Here is a 26,215-nt window from a genome sequence, read left to right as displayed (position 1 = left end):
GAAGTCCCGCCCCCCGGCCGGCTGGTCACCGTGACGGCCACCGCATGCCCCGCCCGCGCCGCCCGGCAGACGTCCACCAGCACCTCGTCGCGCTCCTCGGCTCGGCCTGAGTCACTCGCGCGCTGGACACCGGGGACGCGTCCACGCGGCGCCGACAGGTTCCCACCGGGATCAGCCGGGCGGGCACGGACGGCGGAGCCGCGGACGGTGCCGGGGGAGAGGAGTTCGGTGTTGCCACGGCAGCGGGAGAGCGGGAGAACCACGTCAGGAAGAGGACGGCCGCTGCCGTCATCACGCGCAGGTACACGATCGACGCGTGCCCGGACCCGGTCGACGCGGTGTCCTCGGGGCAGAGGGTGAGCCCGTCGGGCCATGGCCCGACCGCCTCCGCGCCGGCCGCGGCCGCGACGGCGAGCCGGGCGGAACGGCCGAGGCGCCAGGGAGCCGTGGCGGTGCATCCGGACGGTGGCAGACCCGCCCGGCGTGAGGCGGTAGGCGGGGACGCGATGCCGCGTGATCGCCGGAGGACCGGAACGTGGGGCAGGGCGGTCCCGATGTGTCCTGCCCCGAGGGGCGCACTCGCATGACAGGCCCCTGACGAGGAAAGATGGACGTTCAGCGAACGATCCACCGATGCGGAGGAGCGGACTCATGCCGCACGAGCGAGCCGGTCGGCCGGCCGGCCCCGAGGACCTTGTCGACGTGGCCCGGCTGGTCACGGCGTACTACGCGCTGCACCCGGATCCGGCCGACCCCGGCCAGCGGGTGGCGTTCGGCACCTCGGGGCACCGGGGCTCGTCCCTGGCGACCGCGTTCAACGAGGACCACATCGCCGCCACCAGCCAGGCCATCTGCGAGTACCGCGCGGCCCAGGGCACCGACGGCCCCCTCTTCCTGGGCGCCGACACCCACGCCCTGTCGGAGCCCGCGAAGGTGACCGCGCTGGAGGTGTTCGCCGCCAACGACGTGACCGTGCTGATCGACGGCGAGGACGGCTACACACCCACCCCCGCCGTCTCGCACGCGATCCTCACGTACAACAGGGGCCGCACCTCCGGCCTCGCGGACGGTGTGGTCGTCACCCCCTCGCACAACCCGCCCGCCGACGGCGGCTTCAAGTACAACCCGCCGAGCGGCGGCCCGGCGGCCTCCGACGCGACCTCCTGGATCCAGGACCGCGCCAACCAGATCATCACCGGCGGCCTGAAGGACGTCCGCCGGGTGCCGTACGCCGGCGCACTCGCCGCGGACACCACCCAGCGGTACGACTTCCTCGGCACATACGTCAGCGACCTGCCGAGCGTGCTGGACCTGGACGCCATCCGCGCGGCCGGCGTGCGCATCGGCGCCGACCCGCTCGGTGGGGCCTCCGTCGCCTACTGGGGCCGGATCGCCGAACAGCACCGCCTCGACCTCACGGTGGTCAACCCGCACACCGACCCCACCTGGCGGTTCATGACGCTGGACTGGGACGGCCAGATCCGCATGGACTGCTCGTCGCCGTACGCGATGGCCTCCCTCATCGAGCAGCGCGACCGGTTCCACATCGCCACCGGCAACGACGCCGACGCCGACCGGCACGGCATCGTCACCCCGGACGCCGGCCTGATGAACCCCAACCACTACCTCGCGGTCGCCATCTCCTACCTCTACCGGCACCGCGAGCAGTGGCCCGCCGGCGCGGGCATCGGCAAGACCCTTGTCTCCTCCACGATGATCGACCGCGTGGCCGGCGACCTCGGCCGGCAACTGGTCGAGGTGCCCGTCGGCTTCAAGTGGTTCGTGGACGGACTGGTCAGCGGTGCCCTCGGATTCGGGGGCGAGGAGTCGGCCGGCGCCTCCTTCCTGCGCCGGGACGGCTCGGTGTGGACCACCGACAAGGACGGCGTCATCCTGGCCCTGCTCGCCTCGGAGATCACGGCGGTCACCGGCAGGACGCCGTCGCAGCACTACGCCGAACTGACCACACGCTTCGGTGAACCCGCCTACGCCCGCATCGACGCGCCCGCCACCAGGGAGCAGAAGGCCCTGCTCGCCAAGTTGTCGCCGGCGCAGGTCACCGCGGACACGCTGGCCGGAGAGGCGGTCACGTCCGTCCTCACCGAGGCGCCCGGCAACGGCGCGGCCATCGGCGGCATCAAGGTCAGCACCGAGAACGCCTGGTTCGCGGCCCGCCCCTCGGGCACCGAGGACGTCTACAAGGTGTACGCAGAGTCCTTCCTCGGCGCGGACCACCTCGCCCGGGTGCAGGAGGAGGCCCAGGCCGTGGTGCTGGGCGCGCTCGGCGGCTGACGGCACCGTATGGCGGCCTCCGGTACGGCGTCACGGAGGCCGCCCTCGGCTCAGCCGCGCCCGCGTCCCGCGTCCAGCCGCTCCAGCACGGCCTGCGCCATGGCCGCCTCCCCCGTGGCGTTGGGGTGGGCCGGAGCCGCGGGCGAGGCCGGCTGCAGCGGCTCGATCCAGCGGTCCGCGGGTGCCTTGCACATGTCGTGACCGACCGTGGGGCCGTAGGTGTCGGCGTACTCCGCCCGGTTCACGCCCGCCACCAGACGGAGCATGAGGTTCAGCCGCTTCTGGGTGTCGCGGAGGTAGGGGAAGTCCTTCTGCGCGAACGGCACCTGCGGAAAGCAGCCGCTGCCGTCGTCGGGAAGCAGGTCCGGGTAACCGACGACGAGCACCCTCGCGTGCGGCGCCCGGGCGTGCACGGCCCGCAGCACCCGGTCGACCTTCGGTGCGGTCCGCACGATCGCGAGGGTCAACTGGTCGTAACCGGACGCCTTGTAGGAGCGCTCGCAGGGATTGCCCGTCGGATCCTGGGCGGCCAGGCGGCTACAGGTGCCGATGACGCGGCCGAAACCGACGTCATTGCCGCCGATCTGCAGCGTGACCAGGTCCGTGTCCCGGTGCAGCGCGTCGAGTTGAGGGGCGTTGGTGCCCTGCGCCTGCCACATCTGCGCGGTCGTGGCTCCGCCGCAACTGACGTCCGTGAACGAGGCCACCTGCCGCCGCGCCGCCAAGAGAGAGGGGTAATTGTGGTCCGAGCGGGCGCAGTCTGCGTCGACCTGCTGCGGAATACCGGGCCCCGAGGTGTACGAGTCGCCGAGGGCGACGTAGGAGACATCGCGGCCGTGTCCGCCGGAGTGCGCGGCGGCCGCGGTCGTGGAGGCGGCGACGAGGGCGCACCCGCCCAGCGCCGCTCCCAGCACGGAGGTCCGCCGCCGGCCTCTCGCCCCGTCCGCCGCACGCGTGTCGGTCCTCATGAATTCTCCCCCTCAGGCCGGTGCATCGCGCGCGGGCGGCATCGGAGAGCGGCCCACGGGCGTTCGACTGGGCCTGTATACCGTCCGGTAGGTCTCGCGGACCAGAAGCGGGAGGCAACGACTTCAGGGGGATTCCTGGTTCAACGCGCCCGGGGGAGGGGTCGGTTCAACGGAGGTCGGCACACTGGCGGGTTCGCTGCCGGCCGGTGTGCCGACCTCCGTCACACTCCGGCCACCGGTTCCGCCGAGGCCGCCACCTGGAGCAGGGAATCGTCCTCCGGGCGGGCCCCGGAGAGGCGGTGCCGGGCGGCGATGAGGGCCATGTCGACGTCCTTGGTGCCGGTGGCCACGCACAGCGTGTAGGAGATGTCCGCGAGTCGCTGCCGCACCTGCGGAGTGCTCTCCTCGGCCCCGAGCAGCGTGAGGGCCTCGTACTGGGCGATGAGGTCCTTCAGTACCGCGGGGTGTGCCATCAGCATGTGTTCCGCCTCCCTGGCGTGTCGGCGACGTATGAAGTCGCAGCGCGGATACCCGCGTCCGCGTCCCGTATGCCACCCCGCGTTGCCTCGGCCGCCTGAAGTGTGAGTGGTTGATGACACGACTTCGCCCTCACCCGGGAAACACGTCGTCTTCAAGGACGGCACCGTCGCCCCGCGGCGCGGCCTGCCGGCACCTCCCTGCGGACAGCCCGAGGGCGCGGCTCGAGTGGCGCCGGGAGGCCGCCTTCGCCGCCTTCGAGCAGACGCGGGCCCGCGCGGACCACTGACCGCACCCATGGGACGCCGGGGCGGTCGGAGCGGAGCCCACCCCGGCGCCGTGGGCGGACCGGAAAGCATCCTTTGGCCGAGAAGGAGCCCACCTCACATCCGGTGGCCGTTGTTCCGTCGGCGCCGGGAGGTCTCGTCCGCGCCAATAGCGCCGCGCGACCCACCTCCCCGGAGACACCCGCCGACGCTCTCGCGAGGCGGGGGTACACGGCCTGCGGCCTACCGTCACGACATCACCGCAGCTTCTTCACGTGGCGAAGATTTTCAGCCGATCGCCGTCCGTGGCCGGCCCGGCGGGGCAGACGCCGTGCCGAGCGCCTGCCTAGCCTCCCGGGCCATGCGATCACCTCTGATGAGACGCCTCGGCCTCACCGCCGTCCTCGCCCTCGTCCTCGCCGTCTTCGGCTTCGCGCCCGGCGCGAGTGCCGCCGACCCCGCGCCGGCCGCGCTCACCTTCACCACCGACAGCGCCACCACCACACCCGGCGGCACGGTGCGGCTGTCGATGACGCTGACGAACAACAAGACCTACGACATCTGGTTCGTGTACCAGACCATCGACCCGACCTGGCTGACCACCCAGCGCCCGGACCTCAAGTACAGCTTCACCGGATGCAGCCTGGCCACCGCCGCCGGCAGCACTCCCTGCTCCGGCACCGGCCCGAACAACCTCGGTGCCGACTACGGCGCCACCATCCCGCCCGGCCAGAGCCGGACCGTCACGCTGACCCTCCAGGTCGCCGCCGACTCCGGCTGCAACGGCAACATCGGCTTCTACTCGTACTACTACGCCGAGTTCAGTGACAGCGCCAACAGCAGCGGGGGACCGGTCTACACGCCCGAGACGCGCGTGCTCTGCGCCTGACGGACCCCCGGTTCCGCGGCACGGGTGACCTGAAATCGGCCTCCCCGCCGGACCCGCGCCGCAGCACGGATCACCGGAACGCCGCCCGGCGGACCACCACGGTCCGCCGGTGCGTCGTAGAGCGGCCAAACCAGTGGTCCGCAGCCGTCTGTGCGCCTGGGCCCCCTCGCGGCGACGACGGAGGAAGCGGGCGTCGGGTTGCTTCGGGGCGCCGCTGATCACCTGCACTTTTCCGTCAGGTTTCGTAACTCGCCCACAAAACCTACACAGAGGCATCACCATGTGACGCGACGGATGCGTCGACGACCGGCTTCTGAGGGGGACGCCGGCGTCACGCGAGGGGGTGCGTCCGCTCCATGGGAGCCGTGCTCGCCCCTGCCCGGGGAGGGGACTTCACCGCATGAAGCGGACCATACGCACCACCGCGGCGACGGTGGGCGTGCTCATCACCGCGCTCGGCCTCCGGGCCGGCCCGGCACAGGCCGACACCACCGCGCCGCGGATCGACCTCAGAGTTCTGGTGGTGAGCGACGGTGGTCCGGCCACCGATGCCATCGCCTCCCAACTCGACGTCTCAGGAACGCCGTACACCAAGGTCGATCTCACACACTCCGACCGGCCCGCCATCGACGCCGCCTTCCTCGCGGACACCGCCGACGGCCGGCCCCGGGCGAAGTTCCAGGCCGTCGTCCTGCCCAACGACAACCCGTTCACCGCGGGTTCCGCCGAGATGGCCGCGCTCTCCGCCTACGAGAAGACGTACGCGATCCCCCAGGTCGACGCCTATACCTACGCCCGCCCCGAGGCCGGCCTGCAGTATCCGGTCCACGGCGGCTACTCGGGCAGCGTCGACGGCGTCCGGGCCCAGGTCACCACCGCCGGCAAGGCCGGGGCCTTCGGCTACCTCGACGGCGCCGTCCCGTTCGAGGACAACGCGCCGTCGGTCGGCGAGAGTTACGCCTACCTGTCGACTCCGGCCACGGGCGCCGACTTCACCCCGTACGTGCAGGCCCCCATCCCCGGTACGGCGAAGCAGGGCTCCCTGGTCGGCGAGTACCGGCACGACGGGCGGCGCGAGCTGGTCGTCACCTTCGTCTACAACGAGTACCAGCAGCAGTTCCGGCTGCTGGCCCGCGGGATCGTGGAGTGGATGACCGGCGGGGTGCACCTCGGCGCCGCCCGCAACTACTTCGCCGTACACGTGGACGACGTGTTCGCCGCCGACGACCGCTGGGACACCCGGCTCAACTGCACACCCGGTGACGTCGACTGCGCCAACGGCGCGGGTACGCCCAGTCCGATCCGGATGACCCCGGCGGACGTCGACCACGCCACCGCCTGGCAGGACAGCCACCACTTCACCCTCGACCTGGTCTACAACGGCGCCGGCAGCGTCGACCAGCGCGAGGACAACAACGGCGTCGACCAGCTCGCCGACAAGCTCGTCGCGGACCGGAACCGGTTCCGCTGGATCAACCACACCTTCACGCACGCCTTCCTCGGCTGCGAGCAGAACGTCACCGTCGTGCCGTGGAAGTGCGCGACCGACACCGACGGCGGCACGAAGTGGGTCAGCCGCAGCACGATCGGCTACGAGATCGCCGTCAACCGCGCCTGGGGACAGGCGGCCGGACTCCCTCTGGAGACCGACGAGCTGGTCACCGGGGAGCACTCCGGGCTGAAGATCCTGCCGCAGCAGCCCCAGGACAACCCCAACCTGGCGCTCGCGCTCGCCGACGACGACGTCAAGTGGCTCGCCTCGGACAACTCCCGTGACCCCGAACAGCGCCGGGTCGGCCCCGCCACCACGGTCTCCCGCTACCCGATGAACGTCTTCTACAACGCGGGCAGGGCCGCCGAGCAGGTCGACGAGTACAACTGGCTCTACACCGGCCGCGCCCAGGGCGGCAGCGGCATCTGCGAGGACAACCCCGCCACCACCACCTGTCTTCCGGCCCCGCTGGACACCGGCACCGGATACGGCGACCACATCGTGCCGCTGGAGACCCGGATCGCCTTCGGCCACGTGCTGTCCAACGACCCCAAGCCGCACTTCATCCACCAGTCCAACCTCGCCGAGGACCGCATCGCCTACCCGGTGCTGAACGGCGTACTCGACGGCTACGACGCCCTCTTCGCCGACAGCGCCCCGGTGGTGAACCTGCGGATGAAGGACATCGGCACCGAACTCCAGCGCAGGGCCGCCTGGAAGAGCGCCCTGAACGCCGGCCAGGTCACCGCCTACCGCATCGGCGACTCCGTGACCGTCCAGGCGCCGGACGCAATCGCCGTCTCCGCCACCCTGCCCACCGGCAGCACCCTGCGCGGCGACGCCTTCGGCAGCGCCTACGCGGGCGGGGTGTCCGGGTGGACCGCCTCCTCCGGCAGCGCGCTCACCTTCACCCTGCCGTCCTCCTCCTCCGCCGCCCCGGCCGGCAGCGCGGGCGCCACGGTCACCGACCCGGCCCCGCGCACCAGGGTCCCCACGGGCGTGACCGAGCAGGTCCCCTACACCCCGGACCACTGAACGGCGCACCGACCCGAGGGCCTGTCCGGCGCCTTACGCCCGCCCTGTGACGGGAGCCGACCGGACGGACCCGGGCTCCCGGCCGCCCACCGGCGGCCGCGACCCGCACCACCACCCCACACCTCGGCCGTGGAGCGCAATCGATGCATGTTCACCACGGCGTGCGCCGCCCCGGCGCGGCGCACGTCACCCTGCTCACCGAAGGCACCTATCCGCACAGCCACGGCGGCGTCAGCGTCTGGTGCGACCAACTCGTCCGGGGCATGCCCGACCTCGGCTTCGACGTCATCGCCGTCACCGGCACCGGACGCGAACCCCTTGTGTGGGACCTGCCCGCCCACGTCAACGAGGTGCTCTCCGTCCCCATGTGGGGTGCCCCGCCGGACGGCCGTCCGCCCCGGGGCCGCGCCCGGAACCGGCTCGCCGCCGCCTACGAACGCTTCCTGACCGCGCTGCTCGACCCGCACACGGAGGACCAGTTCGCGCCCGCGCTGTACACCATGGCCCGGGCCGCCGCCGACGGCGCGCTGAGCCCGTTCCTGCGCGGCGACCGGGCCATCACCCTCCTCACCGCGGTGTGGAACCGCCCCGGACTGGCCGTCCACGAGGCCCGGCCCACCGTGCACGACGCGGTCACCGCCACCGCCCTGCTCGAACACGCCCTGCGCCCCCTCGCCGCACCGCCACCCCGGCAGGGTGTCGCCCACGCGGTCAGCGGAGGGGTCGCCGTCCTGCCCGGCCTCGCCGGCCTGGAACGGTACGACGTCCCGCTGCTGCTCACCGAGCACGGCGTCTACCTGCGCGAGCGCTATCTCGGCTACCGCACCGCCCCCTACCGCTGGCCGGTGAAGGCCGTCGTCCTGGGCTTCTTCCGGCTGCTGGCCGAGGAGAGCTACCGCCGGGCCGCCCTGATCACCCCGGGCAACCGCTACAACCGGCTCTGGGAGGAACAGGGGGGCGCCGACCCGCGGGCGATCCGTACGGTCTACAACGGCGTGGACCCCGCCGCCTTCCCGCCCGCCGGACCGGAGCCGGACGTGCCCACGCTCAGCTGGGCCGGCCGGGTCGACCCCATCAAGGACCTGGAAACCCTCATCCGGGCCTTCCGCCTGGTCCGGGCGAAGATACCCGAGGCCCGGCTGCGGCTGTTCGGCGGAACCCCGCGGGGCGGAGAGGCGTACCGGGAGCGGTGCGAAGCACTGGCGGCCGGGCTGGGGCACGCGGACGCCGTCACCTTCGAGGGCCGGGTCGACGACATCAAGGACGCCTACGCGGCCGGGAGCGTCGTGATGCTCTCCAGCATCAGCGAGGGATTCCCGTTCACCCTCATCGAGGCCATGTCCTGCGGACGGGCGACCGTCTCGACCGACGTGGGCGGCGTACGCGAGGCCGTCGGCGACACGGGACTCGTCGTCCCGCCGCGCGACCCGGCCCGGATGGCCGCCGCCGCACTGGAGCTGCTGGGCGACGCCGAGCGGCGCCGGGCGATGGGTGAGGCGGCCCGGCTGCGGGTGATCGAGCAGTTCACCCTGCGCCAGACCATCGACACCTTCCGCTCCATCTACCTCGAACTACCCACGCACGCACGGCCCTTCCCCACACCGGCCGACCAGGGCCAGGACATCCGGATCGCCGCGGGGAGCCTGGCCGGATGAGCGGACCCATGGCCCTCGAACCGGGTGGCACCGAACAGGACACCCTCGCGCTGCGGCTCGCCGGCACATCCGTGCGCCGCGACGACCGCACGCCGGCCCTGCGTCCGCCCGGCCACGGCGCCGGCGAGGAGGCGGTGAGCCGGCTGGCCGCCGAACTCGCCGACCGCATCGGCCCGGCCGTCCACCCCTACGAGGTGGCCGCCCTGCTGGAGGCCGAGGGCCTGACCGCCGACCAGATCAGGGAAGGGTACGGCCACCCGGACCTCTTCTCCCTCGCCGCCGCCCTCTACGAACAGGTGCCCCGGACCTTCCCGGAGCCCGCCCCGGCGGCCGACCCCTGGCGCCCGGACCACGTCCGGTGCCTCCTGCGCGGCGTGCTGTTCGCCCTGCCGGGACTGGCCTACCTGCTCACCGCGCCCCTGTGGCACCCCGGGCGGCACACCGCGTCGCTGATCGTCGCGGGCCTCGTCTCCTGGGCGTGGGGCCAGGGGCTCGGCCACCGCGCCCACTTACGGATGGCGGCCGGACGCCGGGAGGCCGCCCGCACCCTCCTGACCGGCGCGCCCCTGGGAGCGGCACTCGCCACGGTCACCGCCGTACCGGTCCGCGGTGACGGACCGGTGATCCTGGCGGCGGCGGCGCAGTCGCTGTATCTCGCGGCGGCGGGCGTCCTGCTCGTCCTGGCCCGCGAACGGCTGCTGCTGGCCGCGCTCACCCCGCTCATCGCGGGCGCCGCCGTACTGCCCTGGTGGGATCCCGGGACCCCGCTGCGCACCGGGCTGCCCCTGCTGGCGCTGCTGGCCACGCTCGCCGTGACCGGACACGCCCTGCACGGTGCCCTCGCCGCCCCGGCCGCGGCCGACGGCAAGCGGCCCCCGCTGCTGTGGTCCCTGCCGTACGGCCTGTTCGGGCTCGCCGCCGGTCTGCTCGTCCTGCTGGAAGGCCGCCGGGAGCCGTACGCGGTGATCGTGCTGACCGTCAGCATGGGCCCCGCCGAATGGCTGCTGTACCGCTACCGGGGCCTTACCGTCGCCGCCCTCCGGGCGAGCACCACACCTGCCGGCTTCCTGCTGCGCTCGGTGGCCGTCCTCGGCCTGTGCCTGCCGGCTTATCTTCTGCCGTTGCTGCCCGCCGCATACCTCACCGGCGCCTCACCGGCCACCCTGCTCCTGCTCGCGGCCACCCTGTGGACCGCGCTGCTCCTCCAGGCGTTCGGGACCGCCTGGCCCCCGGCCGCGATCTGTCTGGCCGCCGCGTGCGCCGCCGGCGCGGTCACGCTGCTGCACCTGCCACCGGGTCCGGTCGCGCTGCCGCTGTGCTGCGGCGCCGCCGCCCTGTCTCTCGTGGCATGCGCGACGCGGCTGCTCGGCCGCCCGGCCCGGCACGCCTGATGCCGTTCCCTGTCCCGATCAACCCAATGGAAGGACACCGCAGTTGACCTCCGCACCGCTCGCCGCCGTCACCGGAGCCGAGGGCTTCATCGGCTCCCACCTCACCGAGGCGCTGGTCGCCTCCGGGCACCGGGTCAGAGCCATGGCCCAGTACAACTCCTTCTCCTCCTACGGCTGGCTGGAGACCCTCGCCCCGGACGTCCTCGACCATGTGGAGATCGTCCTCGGCGACGTCCGCGACCCCGGCTCGGTCCGCGGCCTGCTCGAAGGCGCCGACGTCGCCTACCACCTGGCCGCCCTGATCGCGATCCCGTACTCCTACCAGGCCCCGCACAGCTACGTGGAGACCAACGTCACCGGCACCCTCAACGTGCTGGAGGCCGTGCGCGCCCTGGACACGCCCCGGCTCGTGCACACCTCCACCAGCGAGACCTACGGCACCGCGCAGACCGTGCCCATCACCGAGGACCACCCCATCAACACCCAGTCCCCGTACGCCGCTTCGAAGGCCGGCGGGGACCGGCTGGCCGACAGCTACCACGCGAGCTTCGGCACCCCGGTCGTCACCCTCCGGCCCTTCAACACCTTCGGGCCGCGCCAGTCCATGCGCGCGGTCATCCCGACCGTCATCGGCCAGGTGGCGGCGGGGGAGCGCACCATCACCCTCGGTGACCTACGGCCCACCCGCGACTTCACCTTCGTCAAGGACACCGCGCAGGCGTTCCTCGCCGTGGGCACCGCGCCCGCCGAGAAGGTCGTCGGCCGCACCTTCAACGCCGGTACGGGTGGCGAGATCTCGGTCGGCGACCTCGTCGCGCTGATCGGGAAGGTCATGGACACCGCCCTCGACGTCCGCGCGGACCCCGCGCGCATCCGGCCGGCGGGCTCCGAGGTCATGCGGCTGGTCGCCGACGCCACCCGGCTCGCCGAGGCCACCGGCTGGCAGCCCGCCCACACCCTCGAGCAGGGCCTCGCACACACCGTGGGCTTCTTCCGCGACCCCACCCACCTGGCCCGCTACAAGACCGGCATCTACAACATCTGACCCTGTCCGGCACGTCCCCCGTGTCCTTACGTCAATGAAGGAGGAGCCCATGCACGCAGTGATCCTGGCGGGAGGCAAGGGCGTCCGGCTGCGGCCCTACACCACCGCGCTGCCCAAGCCGCTCGTCCCCATCGGCGACCAGCACGCCATCCTGGAGATCGTGCTGCGCCAGCTGTCGGCGGCCGGCTTCACCCGCTGCACCATCGCCATAGGTCACCTCGGTGAGATCATCCGCGCGTACGTCGGCGACGGCTCGCAGTGGGGCATGAGCGTCGACTACGCCACCGAGGAGAGCCCGCTCGGCACCATGGGCCCGCTGCTCAACCTCGGAGACCGGCTGCCCGAAACGTTTCTGGTGATGAACGGCGACATCCTCACCGACCTCGACTACGCCGACGTGCTGCGCCGGCACGAGGAGTCGGGCGCGCCGCTGACCATCGCCACCTACGCCCGCAAGGTGCACATCGACTTCGGCGTCCTCACGACGGCCGCGAGCAAGGTGGTCGCGTTCACCGAGAAACCCAGCATGGACTACCGCGTCTCCATGGGCGTCTACGGCCTCAGCCGCACCACCCTCGACGGCTACACGCCGGGGCTGCCGCTCGGCTTCGACGAACTGGTCCTCGATCTCCTCAAGGCCCGGAACCCGCCGCACGCCTACGACTTCGACGGCTACTGGCTGGACATCGGCCGCCCCGACGACTACGACCGTGCCAACGCCGAGTTCACCAGCCGCAAGTCCCTGCTGCTCAAGGGAGCCTGAGTTCCGCATGCGCATTCTCGTCCTCGGCGGCACCGGATACCTGGGCCGCCACGTGACCGAGCGGCTGCGCGCCCTCCCGGGCGCGCGAGTCCTCGCCGCCGGCCGCTCCTCCGCGGCCGAGTTCCGGGTGGACCTCGCCACCGACCGGCCGGAGCGGCTCGCGAAGACCCTGGCGGCGGCCGCTCCGGACGCCGTGGTCAACTGTGCGGGCGCCACCGGCGGCGACCCCGTGACCCTGGCCGAGGTCAACGCCCGGGGTCCCGCCGTGCTGTGCGCCGCGCTGCGCGAGGCGGCACCCAGGGCCCGTCTGGTGCACCTCGGCTCGGCCGCCGAGTACGGGCCCGGCACCCCGGACGTGCCGGTCGCCGAGTCGGCGCCCGCCTGCCCGGTCACCCCCTACGGCGTGACCAAGCTCGCGGGCACGATCGCGGTCACCTCCGCCGTCCTGGGCGGCGTGGTGCTCCGGGTCGGCAACCCGGTGGGTCCCGGAGCACCCGTCGCCAGCCTGCCCGGGCGCATGGCCTCACTGCTCCGCTCGGCCGGCGCCGGCCCGGAGGCGGTGCTGCGGCTCGGGGACCTGTCCGCGTACCGTGACTTCGTCGACGTACGCGACGTCGCCGGCGCGGTCACCCTGGCTGCCACGACCCCTGGGCACCTGCCGCCCGTGATCAACATCGGCGGCGGAACGGCCATGGCCGTACGGGAGCTGGTGCGCGGTCTGGCCCGGCGAGCGGGTTTCCAGGGGAAGCTGGAGGAGAGTACGGGCGGCTCGGCCCGCTCGGTCCGGGTGTCGTGGCAGTGCTCCGACATCACCGCCGCCGACCGTGCCCTCGGCTGGCGCCCCGCCCACGACCTGGAGGACGCCCTCGACGCGTTGTGGGCGGCCACGACGGAGAGCGGGCCCGTGCCGTGAGCCTGCTGATACCGCTGTACGTGCACCCGGCCGAGGAACCCGGTGCCTGGCACCGCCTGATCACGGCGGCCGCCCGCACCTACGCCGTCGTCCTCAACCCCGCGAGCGGACCGGGCACCGGCCCCGACCCCGCGTTCAGGGCGGCCGCCCGGGCACTGCGCGCGGCCGGCGCCCGCCTGCTCGGCTATGCCGACACCGACTACGGCGTACGGGACCGGGCCGAGATCGCCGAGGACATGCGCCGGCACCAGGCCTGGTACGGGGTGGACGGCTGCTTCCTCGACCGCGTCACCGCCGACCCGGCGGGCCTGCCCGCCTGCCGCCGCCTGGTCCGGGAGCTACGCCGGCTCGGGGCGGCCACCGTCGTCCTCAACCCGGGCGTCCACCCGGCCCCGGGCTACGCCCGCCTCGCCGACCTGACCGTCACCTTCGAGGGCCACTGGACCACGTACGTCTCCGCGTTCGCCCGGCCCGCCTGGACCGCGCGCCACCCGGCCGGCCGGTTCTGCCACCTCGTGTACGGCGTCCCCGAGGCCCTCGTCCCGCTCGCCGTGCGCACCGCGCACGAGCGGGGCGCGGCGGTGTGCGGACCGGTGACGGGTGAACCGCCCAACCCCTGGGCCACGTTGAGCCCGGCGCTGAACGGCGGGGAGGGTGTGGAAGGCTGAGGAGGGTCCGCAACCGCGCAACGGGAGGCAACCACCGGCATGGCCGTCATCCATCACACCACGCTCAAGCCCACCAAGCTCGAACTGCTCACCGACTGGCTGCCCGCCCGCCCCTGGTACCGGGGCGCCGGCGCCCCGGTGCTGGAGAGGTCCGGTGGCTTCCGGCTGGACGACCCCGAGGGCGAGGTCGGTATCGAGTTCATGGTGGCCACCGACACGACGAGCCCCGAGCGGACGGCCTACCTGGTACCCCTCACCTATCGCGGGGCGCCGCTGGAGGGGGCCGGGCACGCCCTCATCGGCACGATGGAGCACGGGGTGCTGGGCAAGCGCTGGACCTACGACGGCTGCCACGACCCCGTGCTGGTCACCGAGTTGCTGTCGCTGATCGAGGGGAAGGCACAGGCGATGGCCCAGAGCATCACGGACACCCCCGACCACGAAGTGGTCCGCTCCTGCACCGGCGGGCCCTTCGCCCCCGACGCCTTCACTCCCGAGCCGACCGACGACCAGGACGGCACGCACCTGCCCACACCGCACGGCGCGATCCTCCACGTCCACCGCGTGCTCAGCCCCACCGACGAGAACCCGCCGCTGCTGCCCGAGGGAGCCCTCGGCCATGTCGCCACCGGCTGGGCGGGCCCGCCCCACCCCCGTCGGGGGCCCGTCCTCAGGCCGCGGCGCACCCCCTCACCCGGGGGCCCCCCGCGGGGGGGGGGGCGGCACCGACGGCACCGCCCGGGGTGGACGCCCTCACGTTTCGCTCTGGCATGGACCGGTCAAATCTGTCACTCTTTCGGCAGTCGTCGCCCCGACCCCATGAGGGCACGACAGGCTCCTCGGCACACCGAACGCGCAAGCCCCATCCGCGGCCCCCCCGGCGCACCCCAGCCGACCGGGCGGCCTTCGAGCAGGCCGGGACCCCGGCCTCCGCAAAGGAGTAGCGTGTGAGATCGACCCCCCACAAGGCCCTCGGCACCGGTGCGCTCAGCGTTGCCGCGGTGGCCGCCCTCGTGCTCCCCAGCACCCCCGCCGCCGCCCGCCCGGCCGCGGCACCCGCCGCCTGTACTCCGGCCCAGGCGGTCACCAACGGCGGCTTCGAGAGCGGGACAGCACCATGGGTCCCGTCCTCGTCCACCGTGATCACCAGCCGCTCCGGACAGACCCCGCACGGCGGCAGCTCCTACGCCTGGCTGGACGGAGTCGGCGGCACCCACACCGACACCCTCACGCAGAGCGTCACGATCCCGGCCGGGTGCAGCACCGCCACCCTGACCTTCTGGCTGCACATCGACACCGCCGAGACGACCTCGTCCACCGCGTACGACAAACTGACGGCCAAGATCGGCAGCACCACGCTGGCGACCTACTCGAACCTGAACAAGAACTCCGGCTACGTGCAGAAGTCGCTCGACGTGTCGTCGTTCGCGGGCCAGACCGTGAACCTGTCCTTCACCGGCACCGAGGACTACAGCCTCCAGACGAGCTTCGTCCTGGACGACATCGCCCTCGACACCTCCGGCGGTACCACACCACCGCAGGCCGACCCCACCCGCACCCCGGCGGCACCCTCGTACACCGTCAGCCTCGCCAGCGACGCCAGCGGCACCGTCTGGACCGGACACGAGAGCGTCAGTTTCACCAACGCCTCCGCCACCGCGCTCAGCGAGGTCTACCTGCGGCTGTGGGACAACTACCACGGCACCTGCGACGCGATGCCGATCAAGGTCGGCAACGTCACCGGCGGCAGTGCGGGCGCCCTCTCCGTGGCCTGCACCGCCCTGAAGATCGACCTGCCGTCCCCGCTCGGCCAGGGCCAGAGCACCACCATCGGCTTCGATCTCGGCATCACCGTGCCCAGCGGCGCCGACCGCTTCGGCCACGACGGCGCGTTCAGCTTCATCGGCAACGCCCTGCCCGTCCTCGCGGTCCGCGACGGCGCCGGCTGGCACCTGGACCCGTACACCAACAACGGCGAGTCCTTCTACTCCCTGGCCGCCGACTTCAAGGTGACCCTCGACCACCCCAGCACCCTTCTGGTCCCGGCCACCGGCACCTCCACCGACACCCCCGGCTCCAGCGGCCGTACGGTGACCACGGCCACCGCCGCCAAGGTCCGTGACTTCGCCTGGGCGGCCGGCCCCTTCAGCAAGATCTCCGGCACCTCGGCCGGCGGCGTCCCGATCAACGTCTACTCCGTCTCGGGTATCAGCTCCTCCGGCGCCCAGTCGATGCTCAGCACCGCCAAGACCGCCGTGGACGCCCATGCGGCCCGCTTCGGTGCCTACCCGTACGGCGAGCTGGACGCTGTCATCGACAACAACTACTGGTTCGGCGGAATGGAGTACCCCGGGTTCGTCCTGGACCTGGTCAGCACCACCGCCCTCACCCACGAGATCGGCCACCAGTGGTGGTACGGCATCGTCGGCGACGACGAGTACAACAGCCCGTGGCTGGACGAGTCGTTCACCGACTACGCCACCGACCTCGCCCTCGGCAAGACCGGCAGCAACTGCTGGAGCAGCGTCTCCTGGGCCTCCAGCGCCGAGAAGATCACCAACTCGATGGCCTACTGGGACGCCCACTCCTCGCGCTACTCCACCGTCGTCTACGGCTACGGCAAGTGCGCCCTGCACGATCTGCGGCGCCTCATCGGCGACACCGCCATGACCAAGCTGCTGAAGGACTACGCGACCGCGCACTGGTACGGCGTGTCGACCACGGCCGAGTTCAAGGCGGCAGCCCAGGCCGCCACCAGCACGGACCTCACCTCCTTCTGGACCCAGCACCGCATCGAAGGCTGACCCGGGGAGCCGGCCGGCCGGGGAGGCGCGGGGCGCCGCTCCCGGCCGGCCGGAGCCACCCGTATGGGCCAACCGCGGCCCCGGATGGCTCCGTTGGGCGGTACCCGGAGTGCGGTGCCGCCCGACCACGGGTCAGATGTATTCCGTGCGAAGCTCCCTGTGCCTTCACCGCAGCCGCTCACGCCCGGCCGTCACGGCCGCCCTGACCGGCCTCCTCCTCTCCCTGTCCATACCGGCGGCCCTGCCCGCCGCGGCCCCGGACCCGCCCGCCCGGGGCAGCGCCTACATGGGCATGGGCGTCCTCACCCACGACGGAGGCGGCACCGGTCCCCAGGCCCCACCGACCGCCAGCCGCGCCACTCAGACGGAAGGCGTGGACGTCTCCAGCCACCAGGGCCGGGTCGACTGGCCGACACTGTGGAACGCCGACACGAAGTGGGCCTACACGAAGGGCACGGAGGGGACGTACTACACCAACCCCTACTTCGCCCAGCAGTACAACGGCTCGTACGACGTCGGCATGGTCCGCGGTGCGTACCACTTCGCCACCCCCGACACCACCGGCGGCGCCGCACAGGCCGACTACTTCGTGGATCACGGCGGCGGCTGGTCCAAGGACGGCAGGACACTCCCCGGTGTCCTCGACATCGAGTGGAACCCCTATGGCGACGCCTGCTACGGCAAGTCGCGGAGCGGGATGGTCAGCTGGATCCGCGACTTCCTGAACCGCTACAAGTCCCGCACCGGCCGCGCCGCGGTCATCTACACGGCCACCAGCTGGTGGACCCAGTGCACCGGCGACCATGCCGGCTTCGGCGCGACCAACCCGCTCTGGATCGCCCGCTATGCCTCCACGGCGGGAACGCTCCCGTCGGGCTGGTCGTCGTACACGATGTGGCAGTACACCTCCACCGGGAGGACGGTCGGGGACCACGACCGTTTCAACGGCTCTGAGCGCCAGCTGCGGGACTTCGCCACCGGCTGACCTCAGTCCACCTCCACGTCGTCGAACAGCGCGTGCATCGCGCTCAGCACGCGCAGGCAGGCGTCGACGTCCGCCATGGTCAGATCGCCGCCCACGCGGCGCAGCAGCGCGTGCTCGCGCGCCCGTACCGCACCGATCGCGGCCCGGCCGGGATCGGTGAGCCGGATGAGCGAGGACCGGCGGTGCGCGGGGTTCGCGACGCTCTGCACCAGGCCCTGCCGGGCCGCGTCGTTCACCATGCGCTGGACGAACTGCCGGCTGAGCGCCTGTGCCCGCCCCATCTGTGGCACCGTCAGGGGTCCCCGCGTCCGCAGGAGATCCAGCACGGCGCGTACGCCGACCGACAGGCCCTCGACCGGCGTCGCCTCCTCCACCTTGCGGTGCACCCTCCGATAGAGCGGTCCGACCAGGTCGAAAACCTCCGTGAGGCGTTCGGCCAGCTCGTCGGGGGAGGGCTCGGTGGCTGTGGTGCGATCGTCCTTCATGCCACCAGGATGACACCTCGGTTGCCAACTCGCGAAAACCGACGACGTGATCGCCGTGATGGGTGGCTTCGCTACCGCGCGGATCCGCCAGCTGGTGAAGGGTGCCACCGGCGGTGAGGCGATGCGGAGCGCTGGGCGGGCTCGACGCGTGCCGCATCCTCCGGCCGCCGGTCTCCCCGGTGCACCGACTCGCCGGCCGGCCGGGCGAGGGCATGCCCGGGCTGCCACGCCACGAACTGGTGAAGACGGCCGAGGTGCGCACGGGACTCGGCATCGTCGGCGACCGGTACTTCAACCACCCCGCCCACCGCAACGCGTCGATCACCCTCACGCCGGCGGAACGGATTCCGCGGCGGGGCCGCACGAGGCGGATCTGTTGCGGACCCGGCGCAACGTCCTGCTGCACGGCGCCGACATGGACGCCTGCATGGGCGCCACCGTCTTCCTCGACTGCTGGGTCGGGCCGGTCGAACCGGCGGTGCGCACGGTGGCCCGGCCCTGCGCCTGGATGGGCCTCTGCCCCGGCGCGCCACGCGAGCTGCGCGGCGGTGGGGAGTCCGCTGCCGCTCGCTGACCGACGGCATCCTCACCATGGGCCCCGCCGTGTTCGGAGTACGGGAACCGAGCCCGGCCGTAGGGGCACGACGCACGACCGGATGAGTACGGCTACTCAGGCGCCGCGCTTCGAAGATCATCAAGCTGAGGGCATGACCACGCCTTCGCCGATGACCCATCCGCCCCATCCCTACCCCGCACCGCAGCCCGCGCCTTCCCGGTCGCGCCGGGGACCGGTGGCCGGCCTCGTGGCGCTGCTCCTCGTCGTCGCGACCGCGGCTGCGGCCTTCTGGTGGACGCGCGGCGGGGACTCCGGCCCGCTGGCGGGCCGCCCCCGGGTCACCGACACGCGGGCCGGCCTCTCCTACGGCGTCCCGGAAGACTGGAAGCACGACCCGGCCAAGGACAAGGGGCTGATCGACGCGTTCTCCTCACAGATCACCAGCAAGAGCCACGGCGCGTCCACGTCCGCCGGCGGCACCGTGCTCACGGGCCGCGCCGGGCAGACCGTGCCCAGCGCCGAGTTGCGCCGTATGACGGAGTCGGCCGCCCGCTCCAACGCCGAGTTCTTCTTCCCCGACCAGCCCGCCACGCTGGAGGGGTCGCACGCCGCCGTCGTGGACGGCCAGCCGGCGCACACCGTCGTCCTGACCATCCCGGGCGACGACGGCCGGGCACGCCTGGAGATGACTCTGGTGACCGCCCACGGTGAGCGCACCTCCTTCCTGCTCGGGCTCATCACCGGCGCATCGGACCCGGCACTCACCGCGGACCTCCACGACGTACTCGCCAGCACCACCGTGTCCTGACGGCGGTCAGGTCCCCGAGACGACCAGCCGGTCGGCCAGCCGGTGGGCCTGAGCGAGCAACGCGCCGTAGGTGGCGACCTCGTCGGGGTCGTCCGTCGTGGAGCGGGCGAGGTCCCGGCGCAGGTCCTGCAGCGTGCCGCGCAGCCCCGTCACGGCCTCGCACAGGTCGTCTTCGCACTCGTCACCGAACCGGCTGTGGCTGTAGAGACGCAGCGTGTGGGCGGTCTGGCACAGGAACTCCGCGTAGCGGCGGGCGAGTTCCGGGTGCGGCCGGGGCGCCGAGCGGTCCCCGGCGGCGGCCTCCAGCACCGTCCGGGTCACTCCCGCGGTGTGGACGGCCGCGTAGTCCAGGACCACGACCGCGTCGTCGAACCCCTTGTCCGCCGGTGTCACGGTGCCGGTGCGGCGACGACGCAGGTTTGCGCGCAGGCTCTCCCGGCTCCATACGACCGCCGAGTGGGCCTGCTCCACCAGCCGGTGCAGCCGCAGGGCCCGCTCGTGCCAGGTACCGGCCTCCTCCGCGTCCCAGCGTCCCTCGGCCAGCCCGGCCCCCACGGTCCGCAGGATGTCGTGGGCCTCCTCGGTCGCGTCCCGCAGCACGGCACGACTGTCGCGCAGATACAGCGGCGGCCGGACCAGCGCGTTGACGGCGATGCCTACCAACGCCCCGAACAACGCCTCGCCGAGCCGGGCCGCGGAGGTGGCGACGCTGACGGACCCGTTGGTCAGCACGAACAGGGCTCCGGTGGCCGCGTAGATGCCCTGGCTGCCGAGGCGCCCCCATTGACCGAGCAGCATCGCGAGGGGCAGCACGAGGGCCATCGCGACGACCGTGTCGTGCAGCAGCAGTCCGACGGCTGTGGCCACGATCGTGCCGGCCGCGATCGCCCCAGCTGCTGCAGGCCGTGCGCGATCGACCGGTACACGGTCGACTCCACCAGCACCACCGCCACCCACGGCGCGACGAACGCCACCGGCGCGTGCAGCCACCAGCCCGCCACCGCCCAGGCCACCCACGCGGCCAAGGCCGCCTTCATCGCCTGGACGGCCAGATCCCGCTCCCGGCACGGCCCCGCACAGGCCCGGCGTACCCCGTTCGCCGCGGCGACCAGATCACGCCACAACGCCTGCCATGTCACTCGTATCCCACGCACACCGACCCGGGTGCCACCCGGAAACCCTCCCATGCCACATTCCGCATCACATACCGTCCCGGGTGGCCGGCGGCGACCGTGGGCACGACGGACGTCGATGCGGAGAGAAGGGCGGTCCCCCCCCGCGATCTACGCCCGGCGCGGGGGGCATATCGCGGAACTCCTCTACCGGGCCGTCCCCCACATCGAGCACCGGCGCCGGGGCCTCGGTGACACCACGGACGCCGACCGCCCGGAGGAGACGCCGGTCGCCACCGCCTGCCGAGCCGTGGTGCCGGCGGGGCGGCAACGGCCGGCTCGCGCGCCATGAACACGTCAACGGGATCCTCGGTCTCGAGGGTGAACACGTGCCGCTCGTACAGCCGCCGGGCCGGACTGCCCCGCAGCACGCTCAGCCGGACCAGGGTGCCGTCGCGGTCGCACCGCTCCAGAAGCCCACGAAGTGCGCCAGCCAGTGGGTGTCCCCGGCCGGCCGCTGCGACACGCAGCCGGCGAACGCGCCACCCACCTCGATCACCCGGGTGTGCGCCGGGGCGAAGGCGTCCCGCAGCCGCTGCCGCACCCGGTGCTCGTCCTACCGCCCGGGCCGCTCCAGATCGGCCCGCAGCACCACGGCCCGCAGCACCACGGCCCGCGACTCGGCCACCGCCTCGACGTCCGCCACCGAAGCCCGTCGCATCTCCCAGTCGCCGCCCTCCTTCACGCACCCCGCCGGCACGCCGACCGTAAGACCGCCGGGCGGGGCACCGATCCGTCACGGCGGCACCGCGCGCAGGGTGCTCAGCACCGCCCAGACCACCGAGACGAGCGGGACGGCCACGACCGCGCCGATCACCCCCGCGAGGATGCTGCCCGCGATGACGGACACGGCGACGACGAGCGGGTGCAGCTGTACCGCCCAGCTCATCACCAGCGGGTGCAGCACATGGCCTTCGAGCTGGCCGATCACGACGATGAGCACAAGCACGGCCGCGGCCGTGAGCGGTCCGCGTCCGGCGAGCGCGACGACCGTGGCGACCGCGAGCGCGACCGGCGAGCCCACCAGCGGCACGAACGCCGCGAAGAACTCGAGCAGGGCCAGCGGCAGCGCGAGCGGTACCCGCAGCACGAGCAGGGCGACACCGACCAGCGCGGCGTTGGTGGCGGCCACGATGATGATGCCGCGCGTGTACCCGGCGAAGGTCCGCCATGCCGCCCGCCCCGCCCGGTCCCAGGCCGGGCGGGCACCGCTCGGCAGCAGCCGGTCGCGCACCCAGCCCCACAGATGCTCGCCGGAATGGAGGAAGAAGACCGAGGCGAACAGCGCGAGCGCGCCGCCCGTGACCAGCTCGACCACCCGGCCGAACTCGCTGACCGCGTTGCTGAGCAGAGCCGACCGGTGCGCGGAGACATAGCGCGTCACCTGGTCCTGCAGATCGTTGAGCTTGCCGGGACTGAGCCGCAGCGGCGGCCGTTGCAGCCACTCCTCGATGCGATGCACACCGCCGCGGAAGTCACCCACCAGCCGGGTCCACTCGCCGGCCACGGCGTTGCCCACCAGGGCGAGCAGGGCCAGCAGAAGCAGCAGGCTGCCCACGAGGGCCACGGCCACGCTCAGCGGCCTCGGCAGCACCCGGTTGAGCAGGTCGGCCGGCGGGCGCAGCACGGACGTCATGATCAGCGCGAGGAACAGGGCGACGGCGATGAGCTGGAAGCTGCCGAGGAGGCTGAAGACGCCATAGACGACGATGCCGACGAGAATGAGCCGCCAGGCGTAGGCCGCACCGATCCGCAGCCAGGGCACCGTCCGCTCGGCCCCCGCCACCTTCGGTCCGGGGCGCGAGGCCGGGAGCCGCACGGAGTACGCGGGCCGGCTGCCCAGCACCGCGCCCCCCGCCCGGCGTCCGCCTCCCGGCCCGGCCGCCCGCCGACGCGCATCGCCCACCACTGCTCCCGCCTGCTCTCCGTCCCGGTTGCTGACGGCCGGTCACATCTAGAGAACGGTAAGCGCCAGCCGGGGGAGCGGCCCGCACAACGCGCCCGCGCACGGGTTCCGGCGGACGGTGGCGTATTCGAGCGGACGGCGTGTGCCGCGCCCAGGCTCCGGCAGATGAAGCACAAGCAGCGGATGAAGCACAGCAGCAGCGGAAGCACAGCAGGAGACAGGGCGCGACGAGACACTCCCAGTTCGCCGCGCCGGCCCTGCGTCGTACGCGGGGGGCACAGGACATTCACAACCGCGGAGGGTGTGCGGGCCCCGGCCGGGCACCCGGGAGGCGTCGTCGGCGGAGGGGGAAACCTCCATGATCACCATCGCGGTTCTGTTGCTTCCCGTTCTCAGCATCCTGCTGTACGGGCTGGACCGGGTGGAGGACCGGTGGGTCGTCCGGCCCCCGACCTCCCGGCACGCGCGTCCCCGCCGGCACCGCCGGGCGAGGGCGGGCCGTCACTGACCCGGCTGCGTGACCTCCTGGGCGGCGCACCGGCGGTAGCGGGTGATGGCCTTGCCCAGTTCGACCCGCTCCGGTTCGGGCAGCCTGCCGCCCTGGGCGTAGTCGAGGATGTGCCCGGCGACCGTACGCAGTTTGGTGTTGGTGCGCTGTGAGACGTCCCGCAGCGCCCGCCAGGCCTCCTCCGGAGGTAGCTGCCCGAGAACGACGACGGCCCCGATGGCCTGGTCGATGACGGCGTGGGACGACACCGCGCGCTGCAACTGCTGGTTCTCGCCCACCAGCCGGTCGTACTCCGCGGCCAGATCGGTGGCGGACAGCAGGACCAGCGGCTGGTGCCGAGAGAGGGCGAAGAAGGCCATGGAGCACCTTTTCCGGGTGGGAGCGACACTGCTCGTCTGCCCCCGGTGAGCGCTTGCACACGAATTGAACCAGCAACCAGGATCACCGTCACGGTGTGCCGGTACACGTCGTGCGGAAGCGCCGTACGCCCTGCTCAACCGGCCTCCTCGGGGTTCTCGGTCGCGCGGCCCACCGGCAGGAGCTCGCGGATGTCCGCGGGCAGTGCGCCGGCCATCCGCTCGGTCAGTTCCGGGGCGAGGGCGGCGTCGAGCACCTCCAGTACGGCGACGGCCTCCCGCAGCGCCCCCTCCTCATCGGTGCACGCCCGGTCGGCGATGCGTCCGGCGAAGGCGGTCAGGCCGAACCGCTCGCCCGCCGTGCCGGAGTCGGCCCCGGACGCGTCGGCCGCCTCCCGCATCGCCGCAGCCATGTCGGGTGGCAGCTGGGCGGCCACATGCCGGGCCAGCCCGGCCGGCAGCCGTTCCGACAGTGTGGTCACGACCGCGTGCGCGGCCCGCTCGGCGGAACCCCGGTCGGGCAGGTGGGCGAGCGCCTGCACCTTCCCGATCATCTCGTCGTGATGCATGAGGCCGGTCCCTTCTTCAGGAAGTCCCCTCGACGCGTGGACCGAGTACCCCGGCCCCGCTCACCCTTGCGGTCCGGCCGCAGCGGAACAGCGGCGAAGCGACGTGTGTTCTGGGACATCCACGACGGCCAGCGACCACGGCAGCCGGCCGAGCCGGGGCCGGCGCTGCTGCTGCCGACGCTGATCCGCTGGGGGTGGACGGCTCAGCGGAGGCCGCCGCCGCGCATCGTGTCCGGGATCGGGTTCATCGGTGGTGAACTGATCTTCGTATGCCGGGACGCCGTCCGGGCCTGCCGACGGCCGCCACGCCCTGGCTTGCCCCCGTTCGGCATGGCCCGCGGCGGAGGACTGCCCCTTCTCGCGCCGGCGACGGCCCCGCACTTCCGGGTGTGCGCGGCTGTCCCCCCTTGCCCTCCGTCCGATCCCCGGCACGGCCGCCGCCACCTCCGAGGCACGCCTCACGCACCGAGGACCCGTCCCGGCCGACGTCGGAGCCGTTCCGGGACGAGCGCGTGCTCGGCGTCGAGCTGGTCGTGGCGAGGGACGACGAGCAGCCGCAATGGCCGCTGCCGCTGCCGCGGCGGCCCGGCTCAGCTCTCGGTCGTCGCTCACCTCGCCCTCGCCCGAGCGGTGTGTGAGCGGCGCCCGGAGAAAGTGCGGCGTTTCCCTGGCCGGCAGGCGCGACGTCCTGTACGTCGCCGCGCCCGGCGGCACCGCGTCCCACGGCGGCACCTCCTGCGGCAGCCGTACGCCCCGGTGCCGGGCCGGCGGCGCGAAGGCGCCGGCGCTCACCGCGAACACGGAAGCGAGGACGGCACAGCCTCCCAGCGGAACTTCGCCCTGGTCGTCGTGAGCGGACGGTGTCCGTCGTCGGGAGACCTCCCGGACCTCCCCGCGCGAGGGGGGCGAGCACGCGACCAGCGGCCGCAGGGGCCGTCGCCGGGCAGGGGGCGACGTGGGCGAAGCCACATATGACCTGGTTCGCACCCCCTCCCTGACCGGCCGGGTGCCGGGCTACCGTTGCGTGGAGCCCTGTACCCCTCGCACCTCGGACGGCCCGGCTGTGCTCACTGATCTGTCCCCCCTCATCGCCGCGACGGCACGCTGGCTGACGACCGCCTACCCGCCGTGCGGCGGCGCCCTTGCCTCCGCCCTGTGCGAGGCGCAGGCCCGGCAGGCCGTGACCGTCGCCGCGTGGCTGCGGTACCCGACCGAGATCGACGCCGCCCTGGTCACCATGGCGGGACCCGGGGGCGCGGACCGCCTCGACTGGATCAGCGGAGCCGAGCGGGCCGGCGGTGAGCCGGCCGAGGAGTGGGCCTGGCGCACCTGGGTGGACGAGGTCGTGGCCAGCTGGGCGGCCGGCCTGCTGACCGACCCCGAGCTGGCCGGACTGGCCGTCGACGCACTCGCCGACGGCGAGCACGCCTCGGGCACCCCGGTCGAGTTCCGGCGGCTGGTCGACCCGGACGACGGCGACCGGCGCGCCGCCGCCCTGCTGCGCCACCCCGACTTCCTCGCACCCGTGGCCGGACTCCACCACGACCAGCTCCTCGACCGGCTCAGGCCCGGCAGGGCCCTCGCCGCCTGACCGTCCGTGTCGGCGTCGAACACACCAGCCGCGGTACCGCGGCGCTGATGCGGGAGCCGGCCGCCGGACACGCGGGCCGGGGCGGCCGCGGCTGGCGGACGGTGGCCGCAAGCGGACGCGGGGAGCGGCCCCGGCCGCCGTATGACGCCCGGACGGCGGCCGACGCACCGGCCGCCGGGGGGTAAGGCTCGGCCATGACCTTCAAGAGTCCCGTGCAGCGTGGCGGCGCGCGCCGCGGCCGGTTCGAGCGGTTCACCGAGTACGCCTCCAACTTCACCAGCTCCCCGGGGCTTCCTCTTCGGCCTGCTCCTGGCCGGCTTCTTCGTCGCGGCCCATGCCGCGCATCCGCGGCTCGAACTGCTGCTGCTCGCGGGAGGGCATGACCGCGGTGGCGCTGCTGCTCCTGGCGCTGCTCAAGAACGCCGAGGTGCGCGCCGAGCACGCCATCCAGCGCAAGCTCGACGCGATCGCCGGGGCACTGCTGGAAGCACACACGGGCGAGCCCGGCCAGGCGTTCGAGGACCTGCGGAATGCGATCCGGATGGAGGAAGAGACCTGACGTGGGTGGACGAAACGCCGCCGCGGTTCTTCACGGCACCCCGTTCAGGGACGAACATGCCG

The 26,215-nt window shown here is 73.0% G+C and carries 23 protein-coding genes and 2 pseudogenes; 17 read left to right on the top strand and 8 right to left on the bottom strand.

Going from position 1 to position 26,215, the window contains the following annotated elements; translation table 11 throughout:
* Positions 1-651 precede the first annotated feature (651 nt).
* Complete coding sequence (pgm, locus tag ABZ079_RS24160) at positions 652-2,292, top strand: phosphoglucomutase (alpha-D-glucose-1,6-bisphosphate-dependent) (protein WP_356941521.1); 1,641 nt, start codon at positions 652-654, stop codon at positions 2,290-2,292.
* 50 nt (positions 2,293-2,342) lie between these two features.
* Here pgm and ABZ079_RS24155 read toward each other — a convergent pair whose 3' ends face one another.
* Together ABZ079_RS24155 and ABZ079_RS24150 are read right to left on the bottom strand one after the other, a co-directional pair.
* Positions 2,343-3,260 carry an SGNH/GDSL hydrolase family protein gene (locus ABZ079_RS24155; RefSeq protein WP_356941520.1) on the bottom strand — a complete coding sequence of 306 codons (918 nt, stop codon included), beginning with the start codon at positions 3,258-3,260 and terminating at the stop codon, positions 2,343-2,345.
* Positions 3,261-3,481: 221 nt separating this feature from the next.
* On the bottom strand, positions 3,482-3,739 hold the full coding sequence (locus ABZ079_RS24150) for a DUF5133 domain-containing protein (protein WP_356941519.1): 258 nt from the start codon (positions 3,737-3,739) through the stop codon (positions 3,482-3,484).
* A gap of 625 nt (positions 3,740-4,364) precedes the next feature.
* Between ABZ079_RS24150 and ABZ079_RS24145 the strand changes: the two genes are divergently transcribed.
* The 11 genes and pseudogenes from ABZ079_RS24145 (at position 4,365) to ABZ079_RS24095 (ending at position 17,643) form a co-directional block, all read left to right on the top strand.
* On the top strand, positions 4,365-4,892 hold the full coding sequence (locus tag ABZ079_RS24145) for a hypothetical protein (RefSeq protein WP_356941518.1): 528 nt from the start codon (positions 4,365-4,367) through the stop codon (positions 4,890-4,892).
* A 400-nt stretch (positions 4,893-5,292) separates the two neighbouring features.
* Positions 5,293-7,419 (top strand): hypothetical protein, encoded by a 2,127-nt coding sequence (locus ABZ079_RS24140; protein WP_356941517.1) that lies wholly within the window; start codon positions 5,293-5,295, stop codon positions 7,417-7,419.
* A gap of 143 nt (positions 7,420-7,562) precedes the next feature.
* A complete protein-coding gene (gene pelF / locus ABZ079_RS24135) occupies positions 7,563-9,074 on the top strand; it encodes a GT4 family glycosyltransferase PelF (protein WP_356941516.1) in 1,512 nt (503 codons plus the stop codon).
* Positions 9,071-10,465 carry a hypothetical protein gene (locus tag ABZ079_RS24130; protein ID WP_356941515.1) on the top strand — a complete coding sequence of 465 codons (1,395 nt, stop codon included), beginning with the start codon at positions 9,071-9,073 and terminating at the stop codon, positions 10,463-10,465. The genes pelF and ABZ079_RS24130 overlap by 4 nt, the downstream gene beginning before the upstream one ends.
* Before the next feature lie 43 nt (positions 10,466-10,508).
* The gene (locus ABZ079_RS24125) at positions 10,509-11,510 is read left to right on the top strand and encodes a GDP-mannose 4,6-dehydratase (RefSeq protein WP_356941514.1); all 1,002 of its coding nucleotides are present in this window, start codon (positions 10,509-10,511) and stop codon (positions 11,508-11,510) included.
* Positions 11,511-11,559: 49 nt separating this feature from the next.
* Entirely contained in the window at positions 11,560-12,273 is a 714-nt protein-coding gene (locus ABZ079_RS24120) for a sugar phosphate nucleotidyltransferase (protein ID WP_356941513.1), read from the top strand.
* A gap of 7 nt (positions 12,274-12,280) precedes the next feature.
* The gene (locus tag ABZ079_RS24115) at positions 12,281-13,186 is read left to right on the top strand and encodes an NAD(P)-dependent oxidoreductase (RefSeq protein WP_356941512.1); all 906 of its coding nucleotides are present in this window, start codon (positions 12,281-12,283) and stop codon (positions 13,184-13,186) included.
* Positions 13,183-13,854, top strand: a complete 672-nt coding sequence (locus ABZ079_RS24110; RefSeq protein WP_356941511.1) for a spherulation-specific family 4 protein — start codon at positions 13,183-13,185, stop codon at positions 13,852-13,854. The genes ABZ079_RS24115 and ABZ079_RS24110 overlap by 4 nt, the downstream gene beginning before the upstream one ends.
* A gap of 39 nt (positions 13,855-13,893) precedes the next feature.
* Positions 13,894-14,481, top strand: a pseudogene (locus ABZ079_RS24105) (1,4-alpha-glucan branching protein); the annotation flags it as partial.
* Positions 14,482-14,801: 320 nt separating this feature from the next.
* Positions 14,802-16,658, top strand: a complete 1,857-nt coding sequence (locus tag ABZ079_RS24100) for a M1 family aminopeptidase (RefSeq protein WP_356941510.1) — start codon at positions 14,802-14,804, stop codon at positions 16,656-16,658.
* Positions 16,659-16,794: 136 nt separating this feature from the next.
* Positions 16,795-17,643 (top strand): lysozyme, encoded by an 849-nt coding sequence (locus tag ABZ079_RS24095; RefSeq protein ID WP_356941509.1) that lies wholly within the window; start codon positions 16,795-16,797, stop codon positions 17,641-17,643.
* A gap of 2 nt (positions 17,644-17,645) precedes the next feature.
* On the opposite strand, the gene ABZ079_RS24090 is transcribed toward ABZ079_RS24095, so the two are convergent.
* A complete protein-coding gene (locus tag ABZ079_RS24090; RefSeq protein ID WP_356941508.1) occupies positions 17,646-18,128 on the bottom strand; it encodes a MarR family transcriptional regulator in 483 nt (160 codons plus the stop codon).
* A 376-nt stretch (positions 18,129-18,504) separates the two neighbouring features.
* On the opposite strand from ABZ079_RS24090, the gene ABZ079_RS24085 reads away from it, so the two are divergent.
* Positions 18,505-18,702 (top strand): hypothetical protein, encoded by a 198-nt coding sequence (locus ABZ079_RS24085; protein WP_356941507.1) that lies wholly within the window; start codon positions 18,505-18,507, stop codon positions 18,700-18,702.
* A gap of 133 nt (positions 18,703-18,835) precedes the next feature.
* Complete coding sequence (locus ABZ079_RS24080) at positions 18,836-19,492, top strand: hypothetical protein (RefSeq protein WP_356941506.1); 657 nt, start codon at positions 18,836-18,838, stop codon at positions 19,490-19,492.
* Between the two features lie 6 nt (positions 19,493-19,498).
* On the opposite strand, the gene ABZ079_RS24075 is transcribed toward ABZ079_RS24080, so the two are convergent.
* From ABZ079_RS24075 to ABZ079_RS24065, 3 genes and pseudogenes are all read right to left on the bottom strand, one after another.
* Complete coding sequence (locus ABZ079_RS24075; protein WP_356941505.1) at positions 19,499-20,359, bottom strand: hypothetical protein; 861 nt, start codon at positions 20,357-20,359, stop codon at positions 19,499-19,501.
* Positions 20,360-20,933: 574 nt separating this feature from the next.
* Positions 20,934-21,325, bottom strand: a pseudogene (locus ABZ079_RS24070) (GNAT family N-acetyltransferase); the annotation flags it as partial.
* A 75-nt stretch (positions 21,326-21,400) separates the two neighbouring features.
* Positions 21,401-22,573, bottom strand: a complete 1,173-nt coding sequence (locus ABZ079_RS24065) for an AI-2E family transporter (protein ID WP_356941504.1) — start codon at positions 22,571-22,573, stop codon at positions 21,401-21,403.
* A gap of 355 nt (positions 22,574-22,928) precedes the next feature.
* Between ABZ079_RS24065 and ABZ079_RS24060 the strand changes: the two genes are divergently transcribed.
* On the top strand, positions 22,929-23,078 hold the full coding sequence (locus tag ABZ079_RS24060; RefSeq protein ID WP_356941503.1) for a hypothetical protein: 150 nt from the start codon (positions 22,929-22,931) through the stop codon (positions 23,076-23,078).
* Here ABZ079_RS24060 and ABZ079_RS24055 read toward each other — a convergent pair.
* Both ABZ079_RS24055 and ABZ079_RS24050 read right to left on the bottom strand, forming a co-directional pair.
* On the bottom strand, positions 23,072-23,437 hold the full coding sequence (locus tag ABZ079_RS24055; RefSeq protein ID WP_356941502.1) for an ANTAR domain-containing protein: 366 nt from the start codon (positions 23,435-23,437) through the stop codon (positions 23,072-23,074). The two genes, ABZ079_RS24060 and ABZ079_RS24055, sit on opposite strands and share 7 nt — an antisense overlap.
* 134 nt (positions 23,438-23,571) lie before the next feature.
* Positions 23,572-24,003, bottom strand: a complete 432-nt coding sequence (locus ABZ079_RS24050; RefSeq protein ID WP_356941501.1) for a DUF2267 domain-containing protein — start codon at positions 24,001-24,003, stop codon at positions 23,572-23,574.
* A gap of 1,063 nt (positions 24,004-25,066) precedes the next feature.
* Here ABZ079_RS24050 and ABZ079_RS24045 point away from each other — a divergent pair.
* Complete coding sequence (locus tag ABZ079_RS24045; protein ID WP_356941500.1) at positions 25,067-25,594, top strand: hypothetical protein; 528 nt, start codon at positions 25,067-25,069, stop codon at positions 25,592-25,594.
* 334 nt (positions 25,595-25,928) lie between these two features.
* Positions 25,929-26,153 carry a hypothetical protein gene (locus ABZ079_RS24040; protein ID WP_356941499.1) on the top strand — a complete coding sequence of 75 codons (225 nt, stop codon included), beginning with the start codon at positions 25,929-25,931 and terminating at the stop codon, positions 26,151-26,153.
* Positions 26,154-26,215 lie beyond the last annotated feature (62 nt).

It is taken from the genome of Streptomyces sp. NPDC006314 (assembly GCF_040613075.1).
Taxonomy (GTDB): Bacteria; Actinomycetota; Actinomycetes; order Streptomycetales; family Streptomycetaceae; genus Streptomyces.
Note: the sequence above shows the minus strand (reverse complement) of the source record. Positions and strands in the feature narration are given on the sequence as shown.